General features: G+C 61.6%; 10 protein-coding genes. 5 read left to right on the top strand and 5 right to left on the bottom strand.

The window, feature by feature from the left end; all coding sequences use genetic code 11:
* Position 1 precedes the first annotated feature (1 nt).
* The 3 genes from HWV67_RS25615 to HWV67_RS25605 form a co-directional block, all read right to left on the bottom strand.
* Positions 2–1,537, bottom strand: a complete 1,536-nt coding sequence (locus tag HWV67_RS25615; RefSeq protein WP_175653283.1) for a tyrosinase family protein — start codon at positions 1,535–1,537, stop codon at positions 2–4.
* Between the two features lie 173 nt (positions 1,538–1,710).
* A complete protein-coding gene (locus HWV67_RS25610; RefSeq protein ID WP_175653282.1) occupies positions 1,711–3,231 on the bottom strand; it encodes a nucleobase:cation symporter-2 family protein in 1,521 nt (506 codons plus the stop codon).
* Between the two features lie 262 nt (positions 3,232–3,493).
* Positions 3,494–3,859, bottom strand: a complete 366-nt coding sequence (locus HWV67_RS25605; protein WP_175653281.1) for a PilZ domain-containing protein — start codon at positions 3,857–3,859, stop codon at positions 3,494–3,496.
* Between the two features lie 181 nt (positions 3,860–4,040).
* Between HWV67_RS25605 and HWV67_RS25600 the strand changes: the two genes are divergently transcribed.
* From HWV67_RS25600 to HWV67_RS25585, 4 genes are all read left to right on the top strand, one after another.
* Positions 4,041–6,107 carry a carbon starvation CstA family protein gene (locus tag HWV67_RS25600; RefSeq protein WP_095159902.1) on the top strand — a complete coding sequence of 689 codons (2,067 nt, stop codon included), beginning with the start codon at positions 4,041–4,043 and terminating at the stop codon, positions 6,105–6,107.
* A 15-nt stretch (positions 6,108–6,122) separates the two neighbouring features.
* The gene (locus HWV67_RS25595) at positions 6,123–6,320 is read left to right on the top strand and encodes a YbdD/YjiX family protein (protein WP_175653280.1); all 198 of its coding nucleotides are present in this window, start codon (positions 6,123–6,125) and stop codon (positions 6,318–6,320) included.
* An 87-nt stretch (positions 6,321–6,407) separates the two neighbouring features.
* Entirely contained in the window at positions 6,408–7,379 is a 972-nt protein-coding gene (gene yjiA, locus HWV67_RS25590) for a GTPase (RefSeq protein ID WP_175653279.1), read from the top strand.
* A 399-nt stretch (positions 7,380–7,778) separates the two neighbouring features.
* Complete coding sequence (locus HWV67_RS25585) at positions 7,779–7,925, top strand: hypothetical protein (RefSeq protein ID WP_175653278.1); 147 nt, start codon at positions 7,779–7,781, stop codon at positions 7,923–7,925.
* Between the two features lie 179 nt (positions 7,926–8,104).
* Here HWV67_RS25585 and glyA read toward each other — a convergent pair whose 3' ends face one another.
* Entirely contained in the window at positions 8,105–9,358 is a 1,254-nt protein-coding gene (glyA, locus tag HWV67_RS25580) for a serine hydroxymethyltransferase (RefSeq protein ID WP_110970975.1), read from the bottom strand.
* Positions 9,359–9,465: 107 nt separating this feature from the next.
* The gene (locus tag HWV67_RS25575; RefSeq protein WP_175653277.1) at positions 9,466–13,314 is read right to left on the bottom strand and encodes an EAL domain-containing protein; all 3,849 of its coding nucleotides are present in this window, start codon (positions 13,312–13,314) and stop codon (positions 9,466–9,468) included.
* Positions 13,315–13,740: 426 nt separating this feature from the next.
* On the opposite strand from HWV67_RS25575, the gene ettA reads away from it, so the two are divergent.
* Positions 13,741–15,408 carry an energy-dependent translational throttle protein EttA gene (gene ettA, locus HWV67_RS25570; protein WP_175653276.1) on the top strand — a complete coding sequence of 556 codons (1,668 nt, stop codon included), beginning with the start codon at positions 13,741–13,743 and terminating at the stop codon, positions 15,406–15,408.
* Positions 15,409–15,671 lie beyond the last annotated feature (263 nt).

The following is a 15,671-nucleotide window of genomic DNA, read 5'->3' as shown; positions in this document are numbered from 1 at the left end:
CTTACTGGCCCTGGCGGTAGACGCTGATGCGACCGATGGAGATATCGGCAGCCGGGGTCAGGTCGACGTTGGCGACCACGCTGATGTGCAGGTGATCCAGGTCCAGATGACCATTGACGTTCAGGCGGTTGACGATGTCGGTGATGTCGAGGACTGCGGTCAGACCGGCGCCGGCGTGACCTTCATCCTTCTGGCTGGCTACCCGTACACCGAACAGCCCGATGTCACCGGCGTACAGATTGGGGTAGCTCTCTGGCGATGCACCGTCTGGCAGGTTGACGTAGATCGAGAGGATCACGGCGTTGAGCTGGCCGCGGATGTTCTCCACGTTCAGGTACACCCGCTCATCGGGCAGCGGGGCGGCGTTGCCGGCGCCCAGTAGCCCGCGTGCGGAAAGGTTCCGCGTGACCTTGGCGATGCCGGGTTTGTCCAGGCGCACCGGGCTTTCGAAGCGGCTGCCGAGCAGCTTGATCGGCTGGGCATTGGCGCCGAGCAGTTCAGTGACTTTGGTATCGGTCACGGCAGTTGCCTCCACCTTCGCGGCGGCAAGGTGCGCCTGGCGTGGTTTGGGAAGGTACTGGTAGGTATAGCCCAGCTCTTCCAGGCTGAGCATCTGCGAGACGATGTACGTGTAGGTGCTGCCATCCGGAGCCGGCATGATGAACGGACGACCACCTGACGGCGGGCCTTCGACCCAGTCTGAATCATTGACCGGGTTCTTGTGCGCAGGATTACGGTCGAGCCATACCTGCCAGAGGCGGTCGATGTTGGCGTGGTGCAGCCAGAACACGGGGTCCAGACCAGCCATCTGCGGGTCCGACATCAGGCCTTCGAACGGTTGTTTCTCGCCGTGCCTGTTTATGTGACCGCCAACAGCGATGTGCACCGGATTGTGCGGGTTGTTTTCCAGGCCGCCTTGCACGTCACCGTCGAAATGGAAGACGGTTTCCGGGCCGCCGAAGCCCGGCGTACCACCCGTGGAGCCGCCGGTGAAGAGGACGATGTCCAGCGACTTGAGGTTGATTTTCAGTGGATCGATGACCACCCGGTGGTCGATGGTATTGCCGAAGCGCAGTTTCGGCAGGGCCAGCGGGTTGTCGCTGCCGTCGGGCAGCTTGGCTTCGTAAAAGATGTGCGGCAGGGTGACACTGTGCAGCCGGGTGCCTATCTCGTTGTAGTTCCAGTAGGGCAGGGCCCAATCCGAGGGGCCGCCCAGCTTGGTGATGGTGTCGCGCACGATGTTTTCGAAGGCTTGCAGGTAGCCGCGGTGCCACGGCAGGAAGTACCAGCTCTGGTGCTGGCACTGGTTCCAGAACGTGTCCTGCTCCGCTTGTGAAGGGAGAGGCGTGTCGTTGGTGATTTGCCAGTGGCTTATCCAGAGGTCTTTCTTGAAACCATGGATGGCGCCGAGGAATTGCCAACTGGTGTTGTCGGTGATCGGCCGCTTCTGCAATTCCTGGACGGCCTTGGCATACCAGAGCATGGTGTCGTTCCAGCCTTCTCCCAGGTCCCACAGATCCTTACGCACATAAGTCATGTTCACGCTCTCCATATTCCATGTGAAGGGGATGTTCCATCCGGATCGACGACGATAGACCGGTAGAGGCAAAGTGCCATATCCGTGTGTCGGAATGTTGAACGAAACGTACGTGCGCCAACCAAATGAAAGGGGCCGATGCTTGCGCATCGGCCCCTGGGACTGCCGTGTTCTCAGTGCTCGGCGACGGCTGATCGTCGCGGCGCGCTCCCGCCATGGTCCCCTTCGGCGACCATCGGGATTTCCTGCCCTTCGGCATCGAACAGCTTGCCGTCCTGGAAGTAGTCGCCATCACGCAGGGCGGAGATATCGGAGTAGACGACAGTGCGCTCGTAGCCCGCAGCGAATACCGACTGCTGGTCCGAGTTGCCGGTCTTGAAGTGGTTGAACAGCAGGTTCAGCGAGATCGCCATGATGGCTGCCGAGCTGATCCCCGAGTGGAAGATGGTTTCGAACCAGTTCGGGAAGTGATCGTAGAAGTTCGGCGCGGCGATCGGGATCATGCCGAAGCCCAGCGAGGCGGCGACGATGATCAGGTTCATGTTGTTCTTGTATTCCACCTTGGACAGGGTACGGATACCACTGGCAGCCACGGTGCCGAACAACACGATGCCGGCGCCACCGAGTACCGAGGTCGGTACTGCGGCAATGACCCGGCCCATGATCGGCAGCAAGCCGAGGACCACCAGGATCACACCACCGGTCGCCACCACGTAGCGGCTCTTGACCCCGGTCACGGCCACCAGGCCGACGTTCTGGGCGAAAGCGCTCTGGGTGAAGGAACCGAAGATCGGCGCCAGGATGCTCGACGCCATGTCAGCGCGCAGGCCATCGCCCAGACGCTTGGAGTCAACCTTGGTGTCGATGATTTCGCCGACCGCGAGGATGTCCGCCGAGGTTTCCACCAGGGTCACGATGATGACGATGCACATCGACAGGATCGCGGCGATGTGGAAGGTCGGCATGCCGAAGTGGAACGGCGAGGGCAGGGCGACCATCGGGCCTTCCAGCACTTTGCTGAAGTCGGCCATGCCCAGCGACCAGGCGATCAACGTACCGATGACCATCGCCAGGAGGATCGACAGGCGCGAGATCGACGCACTGCCGAGCTTGCTCAGGAGCAGCACGAAGGTGAACGTCAGGGCCGCCAGGCCGATGTTTTCCATGCTGCCGAATTCTGGCGACTTGCTGTTGCCACCCATCACCCAGCGGGCCGCGACCGGCATCAGGGTCAGACCGATGGTGGTGATGACGATACCGGTCACCAGTGGCGGGAAGAACTTGGTAATGCGCGAGAAGATCGGTGTGATCAGGAAGCCCAGGAACGAGGCCGCCATCACAGCGCCCAATACCCCCGGCAGGCCTCCGCCGCCTTCAGTGGAAAGAATGGCGCCCATGGTGGCAACGCCTGCGAACGACACACCCTGTACCAGCGGCAACTGGCAACCGAAGAACGGCAGGCCAAGGGTTTGCAGCAGGGTGGCCAGGCCACCGGCGAACAGGGACGCGGCGATCAAAAGACCAATCTCCGCAGGCCCGAGACCCGCGGCCTGGCCGAGGATCAGGGGGACAGCAACGATACCGCCATACATCGTCAAAACGTGTTGCAGACCATAGGCCAGGTTGGGACCCAGGCCGAGATTTTCGTCTTCAGGACGCGGAACTGAAGACGTGCTTGGTGAGGACGTGTTCATGGGAGCGTGATCTCTGTTTTATTGTTGTGCCGCCACTGTAGACAACTGCTACATAAGATTGCCAGCACAATTGTATACAATTTTTTGATTGTCTCAGGGACACTCTGCCCTTGACTTGAACACGATCACCTTTGCAGCTTTCGTTCCAACAGGCGCGCCAAAACGCTGAAAGGCCATGAAAAGGCCCTTCAGGTGTGTGGGATTAGCAGGATTTAAAGCTGATCAGGTCGTCAGGTTCTGGTGGGTAGCAGGCTAAACGATCTTAAACTTCGATGAGTTCGTGGAATTCCCGCTCCAATTCGGTGCAGTCTGCGAGGTTAAGCTCGATAAGGCGGCGCAGGTGTTCTATCGACTCCAGGTCGAGATGTTTACAAATGAAGCCCAGATATGGGCCCTCTACATGGCGCAATTCCACCTGCATCCTGACCACGGCGTCCGTGCTCAGGTGCACGGCGGCATCGAACAATTGCTCATCATCGCCGTCCCAGTACTCGGGAGACTCGATCAACAGGCCCTTGAACGAGATATCGAGCAATTTGACCGGCCAGCGGCGCTCGCCCTGGATCAGTTCGGTAGGCGCATCGAAGGCAATGCGTTTGAAGCGTCGACGTTCGTTCTGCTCGCTCATACTCGGCCCTCCACGGTTGTTCTGAACTATAGCGCAGTGCTTGCCAGCGCCAGGCAAGGGGCGCAATCTGCGATGGTGGCCATGGGCTCTGGAGGCTCTAGACCAACGTTGGGGCTGGCCTTTCCGGCCAGTATCGCTAGACTCGAAAAGCTACCTTTTATCCACTAGCTGGAAGCGAACCATGAACAACAATAATAGCCTGGCCCGCCATATTCCCTGGCTGGCGCTGGCAGTGATAGGGGCCTGTGCGCTCGGGGTGGTTGCCCTGCGGCGTGGCGAAGCCATCAATGCCTTGTGGATTGTCGTCGCCTCGGTGGCGATTTATCTGGTTGCATACCGTTACTACAGCCTGTTCATCGCCACCAAGGTGATGCAACTGGACCCGCGTCGGGCCACTCCGGCGGTCCTCAACAACGATGGCCTGGACTACGTCCCGACCAACAAGCACATCCTCTTCGGTCACCACTTTGCCGCCATTGCCGGCGCCGGCCCGCTGGTCGGTCCGGTTCTCGCCGCGCAAATGGGCTATCTGCCCGGCACGCTCTGGCTGATTGCAGGTGTGGTGCTGGCCGGCGCGGTGCAGGACTTCATGATCCTGTTCCTCTCCACTCGCCGCAACGGCCGCTCCCTGGGCGACATGGTGCGCGAGGAGATGGGCCGGATTCCGGGGACCATCGCCCTGTTCGGCTGCTTCCTGATCATGATCATCATCCTCGCGGTGCTGGCGCTGATCGTGGTCAAGGCCCTGGCCGAGAGTCCATGGGGCATGTTCACGGTGATGGCGACCATCCCGATCGCGATGTTCATGGGCATTTATATGCGCTACATCCGCCCGGGCCACATCGGCGAAATCTCGCTGATCGGCGTGGTGCTGCTGCTCCTGTCGATCTGGCTGGGGGGCCAGGTTGCCGCTGATCCGGTCTGGGGCCCGGCGTTCACCTTCACGGGCGTGCAGATCACCTGGATGCTGGTGGGTTACGGCTTCGTCGCCGCAGTGCTGCCGGTCTGGCTGGTGCTGGCACCGCGCGACTACCTGTCCACCTTCCTCAAGATCGGTACCATCATTGCCCTGGCTATCGGCATCCTGGTCATCGCGCCCGAGCTGAAAATGCCGGCGCTGACCCAGTTCACCGACGGCACTGGGCCGGTCTGGAAAGGCACTCTGTTCCCGTTCCTGTTCATCACCATCGCCTGTGGCGCCGTGTCCGGTTTCCATGCGCTGATCTCCTCGGGCACCACGCCCAAGCTGCTGGACAACGAAACCAACGCCCGTTACATCGGCTACGGCGGCATGTTGATGGAGTCCTTCGTCGCCATCATGGCCATGGTTGCCGCCTCGGTCATCGAGCCGGGTGTCTACTTCGCGATGAACAGCCCGGCCGCAGTGGTCGGCGCCGACGTCGTGTCGGTGGCGCAGACGGTCAGCAGCTGGGGCTTCGCGATCACGCCGGAGCAGCTCGAAGCGACCGCCCGTGACATCGGCGAGCACACCATCCTGGCCCGTGCCGGTGGTGCGCCGACCCTGGCGGTGGGTATCGCGCAGATCCTCCACCAGGTGTTGCCGGGTGAGAACACCATGGCGTTCTGGTACCACTTCGCGATCCTGTTCGAGGCGCTGTTCATCCTCACCGCGGTAGACGCCGGTACCCGTGCCGGTCGCTTCATGCTGCAGGACCTGCTGGGCAGCTTCGTTCCGGCGCTGAAACGCACCGAATCCTGGGGCGCCAACCTGCTGGCCACCGCCGGCTGCGTCGCGCTGTGGGGGTATCTGCTGTACCAAGGCGTGATCGATCCGCTGGGTGGCATCAACACCTTGTGGCCGCTGTTCGGTATCTCCAACCAGATGCTGGCCGGTATCGCGCTGATGCTCGGCACCGTGGTCCTGATCAAAATGAAGCGCCAGCGCTACATGTGGGTCACACTGGTTCCAGCGGTATGGCTGCTGATCTGCACCACCACCGCAGGCCTGATCAAGCTGTTCGACCCGAACCCGGCTGTCGGCTTCCTGGCCCTGGCCAACAAGTACAGCACCGCGCTGGACGCCGGCCAGGTTCTGGCTCCGGCCAAGGACATCGGGCAAATGCAGCATGTGATCTTCAACGCCTACACCAACGCTACCCTGACTGTGCTGTTCCTGATCGTCGTGTTCAGCGTCCTGTTCTTCGCCATCAAAGTCGGCATCGCCGCCTTCGGCAAGAAAGAACGCACCGACAAGGAAACGCCTTTCCAGGCGCAGCCGGACGCCTAACCGAGGAATGCCGTCATGTTCAACGACCTGGGTCGACTGGGTAAGTACCTGGGGCAGGCAGCCCGCCTGATGGTCGGGATGCCCGACTACGACAACTATGTCGAACACATGCAGAGCAAGCACCCGGACAAGCCGATGATGAGCTACGAGGAGTTCTTCCGGGAACGCCAGGAAGCCCGTTACGGCGGCAAGGGTGGGCCCAAGTGCTGTTGAAACACAGCGCTTGGTGTCAGTGACAGACCTGTGGGAGCCCGGCGCGCCGGGCTCCCACAGTCATTTTCAGCGTCAGGAGAATTCCCCGTGCAGTCCCCTATTCCCGTGACCGTGCTCAGCGGTTTCCTCGGTGCCGGCAAGACCACCTTGCTGCGGCACATCCTCAAGGCCGAGCACGGCTTGAAAATCGCCGTCATCGAAAACGAATTCAGTGATGCCGGCATCGACAGCCAATTGCTCGGCGACGAACCGGTGCAGGTCATGACCCTGGCCAATGGCTGCGTCTGCTGCAGCATCCACACCGACCTGACCAAGGCCCTGTTCCTGCTGCTGGAGCGCCTCGACAGCGGTGAAATAGCCTTCGACCGGTTGGTGATCGAATGCACCGGCCTGGCCGATCCCGCGCCAGTGGCGCAGACCTTCTTCATTGAAGAGGAACTGCGCGAGCGCTACATCCTCGATGGCATCATCACCCTGGTGGACGCGGTCCACGCCGACCTGCACCTGACCCAGGCCATCGCCCAGGCCCAGATCGGCTTCGCTGACCGGCTGCTGTTGAGCAAGACCGACCTGGCGGACAGCCAGTCCGTCGAAGCCCTGACCGCCAGGCTTGGCCGGATCAATCGCCGCGCGCCCATTCGCGTTGTGGATAACGGCCGTATCGACCTTGCCGAACTGCTGGATGTGCGGGGTTTCAACCTCAATGCCGACCTCGGTGGCGGCTTGAGCCTGCGCCCGGTGACTGGGCCGGCGACCCCGGACCGTATTTCCAGCATGGTCCTGCGCACCGAAACCCCGCTCGACATCGACCGCCTCAGCGACTTCATGAATGAGTTGCTGGAGGAACATGGCAAGCAACTGCTGCGCTACAAGGGCGTGCTGAACATCGCTGGCGAAGATCGGCGGCTGGTGTTCCAGGGCGTGCTGAAACTCTATGGTTTCGACTGGGACACCGAATGGGCCGAAGGGGAAACCCGGGAGAGTGTGATGGTGTTTATTGCCGACCAGTTGCCGGAAGAGAAAATCCGGGCGGGGTTTGCGGCGTTGAGTGGTGGTTGATTCGGAATTTTCTGGTAGTGCAGATCACTTTCCAGCCGCGATGCTGAGTGGTGTCTCAACAGGGTATAGGTACTTACATATCTGCCAGGCAAGCATAAAGCCTCGGGTCATAGCGAACTAATGTGGGAGCGGATTCATCCGCGAAGGGCCGCGTAGCGGCCCCAAAACCATCCAGCACGAGGTGGCTGTCTATGTCCGGCATTTTCCGACCGCCAGGACGCTTGAATGTGAAATCCTGGCCAGGCAGAAACAGGGTGCTGGATGGATTTAGGGCCGCTACGCGGCCCTTCGCGGATGAATCCGCTCCCACAGAATCGCAAGTGGCTGACGATTCGCGTTTGCTGTGAGATGTGTAGATAGCCATGCTCAACAAGGCGTCGCAAGATTGGAGAGAAGGAAATGAGTGACTCTATCGGTTCTGATTTCGAAGACTTTCTCGAAAAAGAAGGTATCGCGGAGGAAGTTTCTTTATTAGCCCGTGAACGTGTGCGGGCTTGGTTATTAGCTCAGGACCCTGTTTCTGAAAGCCCGCCGGCCGATGACTGAGTCCAGTTGCAAGACGCACCAGGATCGCTGAACCGGTGCTTCGGGGGCTGATTGAGACTTATGTTCGCGGTACGACCGAACCTAGCCAGATAACTCAGCCCACAAAAAAACCGATGCCAGTCACCCGGCATCGGTTTTTTCATGCCCGGCAATCAAGCCACCGGGCGCTCATCGGTCAATCAGTTGCCGTAAACCGGCAGCTTCTTGCAGATGGCTTTGACTTTCTCGCGAACAGCGTCGATCACCGCTTCGTTGTTCAGGTCAGCCAGGATGTCGCAGATCCAGCCAGCCAGTTCCTTGCACTCGGTTTCCTTGAAACCGCGAGTGGTCACTGCCGGGGTGCCGAAGCGCAGGCCGGAGGTGACGAACGGGGAACGTGGGTCGTTTGGCACGGAGTTCTTGTTCACGGTGATGAAGGCGCGACCCAGGGCGGCGTCGGCGTCTTTACCGGAGATCTCTTGCTTGATCAGCGACAGCAGGAACAGGTGGTTCTCGGTACCGCCGGAAACCACGTCGAAACCGCGTTCGATGAACACGCCGGCCATGGCCTGGGCGTTTTTCACGACTTGTTGCTGGTACGCCTTGAACTCAGGCTGCAGCGCTTCCTTGAAGCAGATGGCCTTGGCGGCGATCACGTGCTCCAGTGGGCCACCTTGGGCGCCCGGGAAGACGGCGGAGTTCAGCTTCTTCTCGATGTCGGCGTTGGCGCGAGCCAGGATCAGACCGCCACGTGGACCGCGCAGGGTCTTGTGGGTGGTGGTGGTGACGACGTCGGCGAATGGAACCGGGTTCGGGTAGACGCCCGCAGCAACCAGACCGGCAACGTGGGCCATGTCGACGAACAGGTAGGCACCGACCTTGTCAGCGATTTCGCGGAAGCGAGGGAAGTCCAGAACCTGCGAGTAAGCCGAGAAACCGGCAACGATCATTTTCGGCTTGTGCTCGACCGCCAGGCGCTCGACTTCGTCGTAGTCGATCAGGCCATTGCCGTCGATGCCGTATTGAACAGCGTTGTACAGCTTGCCCGACGAACTCACGGCGGCGCCGTGGGTCAGGTGGCCGCCGTGGGCCAGGCTCATGCCGAGGATGGTGTCGCCAGCTTGCAGCAGGGCCAGGTAAACGGCGCTGTTGGCTTGCGAACCCGCGTGCGGCTGGACGTTGGCGTAATCGGCGCCGAACAGTTCCTTGGCGCGGTCGATGGCCAGTTGCTCAACCACGTCGACGAACTCGCAACCACCGTAGTAGCGCTTGCCTGGATAGCCTTCAGCGTACTTGTTGGTCAGCACCGAACCCTGGGCCTCCATCACGGCTGGGCTGGTGTAGTTTTCCGAAGCGATCAGCTCGATGTGCTCTTCCTGGCGCTGAGCTTCTTGCTGCATGGCTTCGAAGAGCTCGGCGTCGTACTTGGCAATGGTCAAATCACGGCTGAACATGGCGGTCCTCAAGGATCGGGGTGAAATAGGCGGGCATTCTAACCCATAGACTTTTGTCTGGCATATGAAAGGGGATCATCTGGCAGACAAATGGGATTCACGCAGGATCACTCCAGCATGAACAGGGTTTCGTTACTGAATTGCGCCTCGAACTGGTTAGGCGGCATCGGGCGCCCGAACAGGTAGCCCTGAACCTCGTCGCAGCCATGCTCGCGCAGGAACTCCAGTTGCTCATGCGTCTCCACGCCCTCGGCGATTACCGCCAGGTTCAGGCTGTGGGCCATGGCGATGATTGCCCGGGCGATCTGCGCGTCCTGCTCGCCTTCCGGCAGGCCGTCGACGAAGGTGCGGTCGATCTTCAGCACGTCGATGGGGAACTGCTTGAGGTAGTTCAGCGATGAATAACCGGTGCCGAAGTCGTCTACCGCGATGCTGAGGCCGAGGTTTTTCAAGCTGTCGAGGATCTGCATCGCCTCATTGACCTCGCGCATCAGGATGCTTTCGGTCAGTTCCAGCTCCAGGCAGGCCGGCGGCAGCTCGGTTTCCTTGAGGATGTTGGCGATCCGCGTACCGAGTTGGCCGTCGGAGAACTGCCGTGCGGAGATGTTCACCGAGACCTTCGGCACCCGCACCCGCGCCTGATGCCAGGACTTGAGCTGGCGGCACGCCTCGGCGATGACCCAGTCGCCCACATCCACCACCAGGCCGAGTTCTTCGATCACCGGGATGAAGTCCCCCGGCGGCACCAGCCCGCGCTGCGGGTGACGCCAGCGCAGCAGCGCTTCGGCGCCGGTCAGGCGCTTGCCGTCGCCGCTGAACTGCGGTTGGTAATAAAGGATGAATTCGTTCTGCTCCAGCGCGTGGCGCAGGTCGCTTTCCAGCTCCAAGCGCTCCAGGGCGCTGGCGTTCATGTCCGCCTGGTAGAACTGGAAGTTGTTCTTGCCGCGCTCCTTGGCGTGGTACATGGCCGTATCGGCGTTCTTCATCAACTGGCTCAGCTCGCTGCCGTCCTGCGGGCTGAGGGCGATGCCGATACTGGCGGTGACGAAGAACTCGCGGTTTTCCAGGACGAACGGCCGTACCAGACTGCCAAGAATCTGCTCAGCCACATTGATGGCGCGGTTCAGCGCCATTTCCCGGGTTGCCCGTGGTTGCAGCAGCAGGGTGAATTCGTCGCCGCCCATGCGCGCCACGGTGTCGTCGTCGTCGACGCAGTCCAGCAGGCGCTCAGCCATGTCCTTGAGCATGCGATCGCCGGCGGCGTGGCCGAGGGAGTCGTTGATCGGCTTGAAGCGGTCGAGGTCGAGGAACATCAGCACCACCCACGACTTGTGCCGCTCGGCCTGTTGCAGCGCCGTGTGCAGGCGGTCCTGGAACAGCGTGCGGTTGGGCAGGTGGGTCAGGGCGTCGTAGTAGGCCAGGCGGTGAATGCGCTGTTCGCTGGCCTTGCGCTCGCTGATATCGGTGAAGAAGCACACGTAGCTGGCCAGGTCGCCTTCGTCGTCGAGCACAGCAGTGATGCCGACCCACGCCGGGTAATGCTCGCCATTGCGCCGCTTGAGCCAGACTTCGCCTTCCCAGGTGCCGCGCTGGTGCAGTTGCTTGAGCACATAGCGCAGGTGCGCTTCCTGTTGTTCATCGACGGTAAGCATGCCGGGCAACTGGTCGAGCACATCGCTCACGGCATAGCCGCTGACCCGGCTGAACGCTTCGTTGGCCTGGACGATGTAGCCGGCCGGGTCGGTGATGAGGATCGCCGAGGTAGAGTGCTCGAAAACCGTTGCCGCCATGCGCAGGTCTTTTTCCGCGCGACGTTGCTGGCTGATGTCGCGGCCGACGCCGAGGATGCCGCCGAACTGGTCGTGCTCGTCCCAGACCAGCACCAGGCGCAGTTCGATGGGGATCTTGCGCCCGTCGGCGCGCAGGCAGTCGAACAGGAACAACTGGGTCGGCACCTGGGTGCGCAGGGCTTCCAGTTTCGCGGCGTCGCCGAGGGCGCGGTTGACCCGCTCGACCAGGGCGGACAGCCCGGTCAGTTGCGCCGGGTTGGCGATGGTCGATTGCCAGCCATTGTTGAAGATCCACTCGACGTCATAGCCCAGCACCGCCCGCACGGACGGGCTGACATAGTTGAGGCGCAACTGGTCGTCGGTGGAGAAGATCACGTCGCTGATGCTTTCGGCGAGCATGCGGTAGCGTTGTTCGCTGTCGCGCAGCGATTCGCTGGCCTCGAGCTGGTCGGTGACGTCCTTGGCCACGCCGATGATCCGCGTGACGTGGCCGGCCACGTCGCGGGTCAGTGCCTGTTCGCGTATGTCGTAGCGGCGCCAGCGCTGATCGTGATGGCGGAAGCGCAACTGGCAGTGCAGTTGCTCGACGTAGCCGCTCTGGCGCTGTTGCTGGCGCAGGTCGCGGTAGAGCGCGGCGTCTTCCGGGTGCAGCAGGACTTCCCAGAAGAACTCGCCCATCTGCGCCAGTTCGTTGCGCGCATAGCCCAAGGTCTGGCCGAGATGGCGGTTGCTGAAGATCATCCGCAGGCTCTGCACGTCCTGGACGTAGAGCTGATCCGGAACGGTGCGGACCACGTCGGACCAGAAGCTCTCGCGCTCCAGCAACGACAGTTCGACGCGCTTGCGGCTGGTGATATCGCTGATGCTGAGGATCACCGCGTGATAGTCGCGGCGCGCCTCCGGGAACCGCACCATCAGCCACAGGTGCTGCTCCAGCCCTTGCTCGGTCGGCAGGCGCACTTCCAGTTCCAGTTGCGCCTGGTTGTCCAGCACAGCGCCCAGCAGTTGCAGGCCGATGCCATCGTTTTCCAACGCGCTGCCGGCGACCAGTTGCCGCCAGGCCCCCTCGCAGCAATCCACCCCCAGCAGTTGCAGGGCGACCTGGTTCACTTCGGTGACTTTCAGTTCGTGCAGGAGGATTTCGCGCAGCGCCGGGTCCAGCTCCAGGCGTTGCTCCAGTTCGTTGCGGCTGCGCAGGCGCAGGCGTTCGAGGATCGCGGCAAGGCCCGAGAGGTCGAGCACGCAGAGGGCGACGCCGGTGCTTTCGAAAATGTCCTGATAGCGCCGACGGCCTTCCTGCAAGACGCGATTGCGGCGGCGCATGTTGATCAGCGCCAGCAGCGGCAGCAGGGCACAGAGCACGACCAGCATGGCTTTGCCGACCAGCGCCGGAAGCAGGTCGCGGCGGCTGCGTTCGGCGTCATAGAGGCCGCGCAGTTGCCAGTCGCTGTTGTCGAGGAAGGCCAGCATCACGCTTTGCAGCGGCGCCTGTTCGCTATTCGGCGTGGTGTCCGGGCGCGGTTGCAGGTGAGTGCTGATGATTTCCCCGGTCCGGCTGTTTTCCAGTTGCCACTGCGGTTTGACCGCGTGCTCCAGACGGCTGGCCAGTTGCTGGTACCAGGTCGGCTGCATGCGCAGCAGCCAATAGCCACTGCTGGTTTCGCCCGGTTGGCGCAGCAGTAGATAAATAAAGGCATTGTCGTCAGCGTTGCTGAAACGGTAGGTGCTGTCGCGGTTCTGCCGGAGCAACTCGGCCATCGCCGGTTGGTCGGGGGAGTTGTCCATGCTGTCGCGCAGGATCTGCCCATCGCCATTCAGCCAGGCGAGACTGTGCAGGGCCGGCATTTGTTGATGCAGGCGAGTGAACAGGGTGGGGACGGCGTCTTCGTCCGGAACCGCGGCATTGGCCTGCAGCAGGTTCAGCGCGGATTGGGCGTCGAGGGCCAGGCTCAGGTTGAGGCGGTCGGCCAGTTCGGCGGCGGCATCGACACTGTGTTGGCGGCGATCGGCGAGGATGTGCCGGTATTGATCGAGCATCTGCCAGAACAACAGGGCCAGCAAAAGCAGCACGAGGATCGCCAGTGCGCCCTTCAGCGACCCGCGTAGGGACTGACCCGACGCAGTGGAGGCTTTGCGCAAGGAGGACGGCTGAGTGAGATTGGTCAAACGGTGATCCTGCGGTATGGCTGGCCGTGGTCCAGCAGCGCGAGAGCAATGCCGGCCACACGGGCGGCGATCCAGGGCTGCACTATAAGCCTGACGCCCGAAGGGCGGCTAGCATGCCTTGAGTTGTGGCAAAGTGCCAGTCCTCTTCGTCGCAAAGATTCGACCTGACGAAAGGTCGTCACGACCGCCGGGATACGCTGAACGGGGATGCCCCTGCCCGCCGCCGTCCAGTTCGGGTAACCTTACGGGTTCCGACTACCAGATAGACAAGGGTGAGGCCGTTGCCTGAGCCCGCCGCGCACCTGCCCCGCGAAAACGCCGGCAGCGCCGCGACGCAGGCCAGTAGTGCCTTTCCCTGACACCCGGTTTGTTCCAGCCCTGTCCTGGCGACGGGGCTTTTCCAACGATTCGAGCGAGGTCCGCATTTTGGCTCAATACGTTTACACCATGCACCGGCTGAGCAAAGTTGTTCCGCCCAAGCGTGAAATCCTCAAGAACATCTCCCTGTCGTTCTTCCCCGGCGCCAAGATCGGCGTGCTCGGCCTGAACGGTTCGGGTAAATCCACCCTGCTGAAAATCATGGCTGGCGTCGACACCGAGTTCGACGGCGAAGCCCGTCCGATGCCGGAACTGAACGTCGGTTACCTGCCGCAGGAGCCGCAACTGGATCCGGCCAAGACCGTACGTGAAGTGGTCGAGGAAGCGGTCAGCGTGATCAAGGACGCCCAGGCCCGCCTGGACGAGGTCTACGCCGCCTACGCCGAACCGGATGCCGACTTCGACAAGCTGGCCGCCGAACAGGCCAAGCTGGAAGCCATCCTGCAGGCCAGCGACGGTCACAACCTGGAGCGCCAACTGGAAGTCGCCGCCGACGCGCTGCGTCTGCCGGCCTGGGACGCCAAGGTCGAGCACCTCTCCGGTGGTGAAAAACGCCGCGTGGCCCTGTGCCGCCTGCTGCTGTCCGCACCGGACATGCTGCTCCTCGACGAACCCACCAACCACCTGGACGCCGATTCCGTCGCCTGGCTGGAACACTTCCTCCACGACTTCCCGGGCACTGTGGTCGCGATCACCCACGACCGTTACTTCCTGGACAACGTCGCTGGCTGGATCCTCGAACTCGACCGCGGCGCCGGTATCCCTTACGAGGGCAACTACTCTGGCTGGCTGGAAGCCAAGTCCGACCGTCTGGCCCAGGAGTCCAAGCAGCAATCGGCTCATGAGAAGGCCATGAAGGAAGAACTGGAGTGGGTGCGCAAAGGCGCCAAGGCCCGCCAGTCCAAGTCCAAGGCCCGTCTGCAACGCTTCGAAGAAATGCAGTCGCAGGAATTCCAGAAGCGCAGCGAGACCAACGAGATCTACATCCCGGCCGGTCCTCGCCTGGGCGACAACGTCATCGAGTTCAAGAACGTCAGCAAAGGCTACGGCGACCGCGTGCTGATCGACAACCTGTCGTTCGTCATGCCGAAAGGCGCGATCGTCGGCGTAATCGGTGGTAACGGCGCGGGTAAATCGACCCTGTTCCGCATGCTGATGGGCAAGGAACAACCGGATTCGGGCAGCATCTCGATCGGTGAAACCGTGCAACTGGCCTGCGTTGACCAGAGCCGTGACGACCTGGACGGCAACAAAACCGTGTTCCAGCAGATCTCCGACGGTTCCGACCAGATTCGCATCGGCAACTACGAGATCCCGTCGCGCACCTACGTGGGTCGCTTCAACTTCAAGGGCGGCGACCAGCAGAAGTTCGTCAAGGACCTCTCCGGTGGTGAGCGTGGCCGTCTGCACCTGGCGCTGACCCTGAAAGAGGGCGCCAACGTCCTGCTGCTCGACGAACCGTCCAACGACCTGGACGTTGAAACCCTGCGTTCGCTGGAGGAAGCCCTGCTGGACTTCCCGGGCGCCGCCATTGTGATCTCTCACGATCGCTGGTTCCTGGACCGCGTCGCGACTCACATCCTGGCGTACGAAGACGACTCGCAAGCCGTGTTCTTCGAAGGCAACTACACCGAGTACGAAGCCGATCGCAAGAAGCGTCTTGGCGAAGCTGCGGCACAACCGCACCGCGTACGGCACAAGAAGCTGGCTCAGTGAGTCGGTAATTGATGCACAGGAATGGGGCCTTCGAGGCCCCATTTTTGTGCCTGTCTGGAGGGCACCGCAGGCAAGCTCGCGCCTACAGAAACCTGCGGTTTTACTGGGCCCCGTAGGCGCGAGCGTGCTCGCGATGGTCCGTAAAAACCCCGCATGTTTGTGTATACACTTACAGAAATGCACCAAAAAATTTCATAAAAACGACATTTCGCCCTGTTCCAGTGCGATTGCTTCTTGGTAAAGTCCCGAAAAAACCAAAAAGT

Source organism: Pseudomonas sp. Marseille-P9899, assembly GCF_903166565.1.
GTDB classification, from domain to species: Bacteria; Pseudomonadota; Gammaproteobacteria; order Pseudomonadales; family Pseudomonadaceae; genus Aquipseudomonas; species Aquipseudomonas huaxiensis.
This window is presented reverse-complemented; position numbering and strand designations above follow the sequence as displayed.